We start from the raw sequence: 4825 nt of genomic DNA on the forward strand, positions 1-4825 counted from the left end.
CGTCCGGCATGCGGTTGCCCTCTGCGAAGGATACGCCGAATGGCAGCGCCAAGCTGCGCAGGAACCCGTGCTCGCGTTGACGTTGCTGCAAGGAGAGTATCGCAGACAAGCTGCCTCCCGTTCGGAGGAGTTGTCGCTTGCCTCTCAAACTGCCGAGATGACCGAACAATTGTCGCATGCGGAATCCGCTCATTCGATGATGAGCAAGGAGATTGGCGAGCTGCTCGAAGCAGCAGGCGCAGCAACCGAAGAGCAATACGAGACGGCCTTGCATAATCGGGTGCGGCTTGGAGAATGGGAGGGGGAATACAGTCTGGTGCAAATCGAGTTGACCGCCGGACAATCTCCCGAGCGCTTGGCGCAGCTGGAAGCATTATGGACGACATGCGACGAGCTGGTGCTGGAGCAGTCCCTTCGCGAGGCCGAACTCGAAGCTGCCCGACTATCGGAGCTGCAGCAGTCTTGGCTGGAGCGCAGAGGACGCGTCAAGCAGGCGATGGAGCACTTGACCAGCGCGGAGAAGCGCGGCGAGCTGCTGTCGAAGCGCTCCATGGCAGTCTCTGCTCTGGAGGCGGATTCCAGCCGATACGCCGTATTGTCCGTTAGCCGAGCGCTCATTCGAGCGACGCGCAAGAAGTTCGAGGAGGAACGGCAGCCTTCCGTGCTCCGCCATGCTACGGCCTATATGCGGCTTTTGTCGGAGGGGAGGTATGTGCGCGTTCATGCCGGCGGTCCCGAGGCGGGCATAGGCATAGAGCGGGCGGACGGCATCGCCAAGGACAGCGGCCTGCTTAGCAGGGGAACGGCGGAGCAGCTGTATTTGTCGATGAGGCTTGCGCTTGCCCGGGAAGCGACGGGGCCCGTCAAGCTGCCCATGCTGCTTGACGATCTGTTCGTCAACTTCGATCGCGCCAGATTGCATGCCGCTTCCGCGCTGATGAACGAAATCGCTTCGGAACGTCAGATCATTTTGTTTACCTGCCACGAGCATGTGCGGGATGCGCTGCTTGCCGGCTGCAGAGCCGCCGTGACCGTCGATATGACTCCGCAGCAGGCAACGACATTCCATTCCGTCAGGAATTCCGGAACGTTACCCGACGGCGGATCATAAGAATGAGCCAGCCGAGACTAATAAGACCGAAGAGCGGATACAGCGTGGAGAGCAGCGGCCCGAACCCGATCTGACTGGCCAAATAACAAAGCAGCAGCACCGCGATCGTCAGCCATTCTCTTGACCAGCTCGTGCGCTCCTTAAGCTGCAAGGTCAGGCCGTAGATGTTGGCGATAAGCGTCGTGAAAATTTCCGCAAAAATCAGGAACATGTAGATAAACTGTACGTACTGTCCCAGCTGTCTGGCGATGCCGCCCATGGGGATGGCAAATTGCTGGATGCCCGGCATATGCAAGGAGAGAGCAATATGACCGGCGAGCAGCATAAAGCCGATGCCGATGCCGCCCAGCCACGACCCCATGACGATCGTTTTGCGATCGCGAATTTCCGCGCCTAGCGGCACCAGAACGGCTTGGGCAAGCGACAGATTGAAGGCGGTATACAGAAAAGGGGACGCCAGGGCGGCCCATGGGGAGTAGTCGGTGGACAACGTCAGAAATTTGGCGGAGCCCGGCGTGTGGAAGGTGTGGATCATGACGAAAACGGTGAAAAGAAGCATGGTCGGAACGACGATGGCATTGACGGCAAGAATGGACTTCATTCCTTTGCGCAGCAGCAGAAAGCTGCCCGCCATCGTGATCAACAGTCCGACCTGATACGCTATATTCCAATGCTCATAGAAGATGGTGCCTGCCCCGGCCAGCATGACCGCGGTCACGCCGAGCAAGATGACAAGCATAAAGAGGCTGATCAACCGCCCGTATTTGTCGCCGAACAGCGCCTTGTTAAGGTCTTCGTAGGAATTGGCGCGAATTTCGCTGGCGATAATCATCATTTTGGTGCCGAGCCAGATAAACAGAACAGTTGCGAATGCGATTGTGATCGTACCCCAATAACCGAATCTTGTGAAAAACTGCAAAATTTCCTGTCCCGTCGCAAAACCCGCCCCAACGATCGTACCCATATAAGTTGACGCAATTTGCAGCACCTTGCTTGTCCTCTTCTGCACCGGCGACCCTCCGATCCAACAGCATTCTCTTAACAGGGTATGTCCAATGAAGAGGCTAAATGACTGCCTGATGGGATTTTCGTCCAAATTACGTCCCGGACAACAAAAAAGCCGACCGCTTAACTTGCAGCGATCAGCTTCATGGATACAATTTCATTTCTGCCGGGGTCAATATCCAGCTTCAGTCTTGCTTTTTTTGCTTCGTATGTCAGGTGATATTCGGACTGCACTTCCGGCTGGCCGAGCTTTTTGATCGCTTGCTCGGGTTTGTCGCCGATCTTAAGTCCGTTCAAGCCGGTAGCAGCGTCCAGTCCGAACACCTCGACGAAATGGACGGCTCCTTTGCCGCTGAAACCGACCGAAACGCCTTCATATTCATGGACATGAATTTGACTGCTCTCTTCCTCCAGCAAGTAGCTGTCGAGCTCCTTGCCCAGCAGCGTTGTTACGGCGGAGACGCCGTCGCCAATTGCGATGCCATGCAGCGCGGGAACACTTTTGTTCCATTTGGTCCCATCTTGCTGACCCGAGCCCGGATCCGCCGTTCCGCCGTCCTTTTTGGCGGAAGAGGTCTCGGCGGACGAACCGTCGTCCGTACCTGCGAGATTGCCGCTCGGAGCGTCGCTGCCGACCGTCTTCGGATCAGTGTCTTCCAGGTAGGACTTCTGAGGGCCATCCGATGTAACTTCCTCCGCTATCACAACGTTGTCGTCGTTGCCGTTCTGCTGGTCCGGCTTGGCGGATTGGCAGCCTGCAAGCAGCAGCATAAACGCCGTCGCGCAAATCATAAGCTCCTTGCGCCAAGGCTTGTCCATCGTATTCCTTCTCTTCATGTTTCCTACCACCGCCGTTCGTTAATGTCTCTCTATTGTAACGTATTACAGGACTGGAAGGTTGCTGTTTTCTACAAAAAGGTTTGTAAATGATTCATGTATGACGCCGCCAACTCCAAGCCGGGCTTCTATTTGACAAGATGTTAGGTTGCGCGACGCGCCAATCCTATGGTACGTTATCGAAAAGGGAAAAAAAGCGGAGGTAATGGATGATGGAGAAGCTTAAGACACGCATATTGCAAGAATCGTCGGTAGTGTCGAGCGACGTGCTGCGGATGGACGCGATCATTAATCATATGGTAGACCCGGAACTTACGATGGAGATGGGCCGCGAATTCGCAGCGCGGTTTGCAGAGCAGTCGATTACGAAAGTCGTTACGGTGGAGTCATCCGGCATTCCGGCCGCTTTTACAACGGCGTACGTCCTTGGCGTGCCGCTCGTGTTCGCCAGGCGCAAGAAGACGCTCATCGCGGATCCGGACGCTTATTGCGAGCGGGTCCCGTCGTTCACCAAGGGAATGGTTACCGATATTATGGTATCCAAGCAGTTTCTAACGAGCGACGATCGGGTATTATTTATCGACGATATTATCGCTAATGGCGATGCGGCCAGAGGTTTGATCAAAATAATCGAACGTTCCGGAGCGGCCTTGGTCGGCATGGGAGTCGTAGTCGAGAAATCCTTCCAGGCCGGCGGCCGCACGCTTCGCGAAAGCGGCATTCGCGTAGAATCGCTCGTGCGTATTGCATCGCTGGAGGGCGGAGAGATTACTTTTGAGTAAGATGTTCCAGCATGTTCGCTCTTTCCCAGCAGAATGATATGGCTTATAATAAACGTAAGTGATCGAGGGGAGGCACACCATCATGGAAAATCTATCTGCCGAGTTTATGAACGTGAAGTTAAATGACGCCAAGATCCATTTCGAGAGAGCGCTAGACTGCAAGCATACCGAATTCGATGATCTATATCCTTATATGATTGAGCATCCGCAATTTTTCTGGTACAAACGTTACGTCGCATGGTCCGAGCTATTGACGATCGTCAAGCTGTGCGATGAGCTGTCCATCGAGTGGAAGGATCAATTTACCGAGAAGCAATCGGAGTATATCGGCAAAAGAGTTATGTCCTCCCGCGTGCTGGACGAATGGTACGAGACCAACGATTCCAAAGAGCATGTAGGCTAAGAGACAGGTTACACTCATAAATGCACCATGGATGAGGTAGACCTCAATGATTTGCGCAAGCTGTCATTGGGGTCTTTGTCGGATTAACGGGCGATAGATTGCCGTCAAGTTGTCACTATACATAGGAGGTGCGGGAAAGCGATGATTTCGGAGGAACAGCTGGATGCGTTTCGGCATTCGGGAGAGACAGTCAGAATTGTGCGGGACGATCTGGAGAGCAACGATGTGGCGGGCATTGTCGTCGCCTGGGATGACGTCTCCGTCATGATCCGCAAACCAAGCAGAAGAGTGGTCAAGCTGAGCAGAGGTTATCTGTACCAGCCTGCATCCGAGGAGCGAAGATCTCCGCTGGAATAATAGAAAATCACCACAAAATAGGAGGAGTGATTCCATGAATTGTCCAGTATGCGATGATGTGCGAATGAAGGAAGTGCAAAAGGAGGATGTGCTCATCGACGTCTGTCCGGCATGCAAGGGCGTATGGCTGGATCGCGGCGAGCTGGAGAAGCTGCTGCAGGGCGTCCGCGAGGTGCGCGACGACTACGAGCGGATGGAGCAGGAAATCCAGAACACGGGTTATGGTGGCGTACAGGCGCCGCCAAATGTAGATCAGGGTCAAGCCGGAGCATTCGGCAACAGTCCTGGCGGACAAGCCGGTTATAGCGGCGCGCCTGCTCCTGGCGCAGG

Annotated in this window: 7 protein-coding genes; 5 read left to right on the plus strand and 2 right to left on the minus strand. The window is 54.8% G+C overall.

Features of this window, described 5'->3' with window-relative positions:
* Positions 1–1111 (plus strand): ATP-binding protein (locus PAT3040_RS02870; protein ID WP_373863920.1); only part of this gene is annotated, 1111 nt, incomplete at its 5' end.
* On the opposite strand, the gene PAT3040_RS02875 is transcribed toward PAT3040_RS02870, so the two are convergent.
* Positions 1074–2120, minus strand: coding sequence for a YkvI family membrane protein (locus tag PAT3040_RS02875; protein WP_258234802.1), 1047 nt, complete (start codon positions 2118–2120; stop codon positions 1074–1076). The genes PAT3040_RS02870 and PAT3040_RS02875 overlap by 38 nt on opposite strands.
* A gap of 119 nt (positions 2121–2239) precedes the next feature.
* The gene (locus PAT3040_RS02880) at positions 2240–2953 is read right to left on the minus strand and encodes a hypothetical protein (RefSeq protein ID WP_146200344.1); all 714 of its coding nucleotides are present in this window, start codon (positions 2951–2953) and stop codon (positions 2240–2242) included.
* Between the two features lie 212 nt (positions 2954–3165).
* On the opposite strand from PAT3040_RS02880, the gene PAT3040_RS02885 reads away from it, so the two are divergent.
* The 4 genes from PAT3040_RS02885 to PAT3040_RS02900 all read left to right on the plus strand — a co-directional run.
* Positions 3166–3735 (plus strand): xanthine phosphoribosyltransferase, encoded by a 570-nt coding sequence (locus PAT3040_RS02885; protein WP_087571065.1) that lies wholly within the window; start codon positions 3166–3168, stop codon positions 3733–3735.
* Between the two features lie 82 nt (positions 3736–3817).
* Positions 3818–4138: a hypothetical protein gene (locus tag PAT3040_RS02890; RefSeq protein ID WP_179215849.1), complete on the plus strand. Its 321-nt coding sequence runs from the start codon at positions 3818–3820 to the stop codon at positions 4136–4138.
* A 141-nt stretch (positions 4139–4279) separates the two neighbouring features.
* A complete protein-coding gene (locus tag PAT3040_RS02895) occupies positions 4280–4495 on the plus strand; it encodes a hypothetical protein (RefSeq protein ID WP_087571066.1) in 216 nt (71 codons plus the stop codon).
* Between the two features lie 34 nt (positions 4496–4529).
* Positions 4530–4825, plus strand: a 296-nt coding sequence (locus PAT3040_RS02900; RefSeq protein ID WP_108991467.1) for a TFIIB-type zinc ribbon-containing protein, incomplete at its 3' end; no start/stop codon positions are given.

Origin of the sequence: Paenibacillus agaridevorans, assembly GCF_003112455.1 — a bacterium.
Lineage (GTDB): Bacteria > Bacillota > Bacilli > Paenibacillales > Paenibacillaceae > Pristimantibacillus > Pristimantibacillus agaridevorans.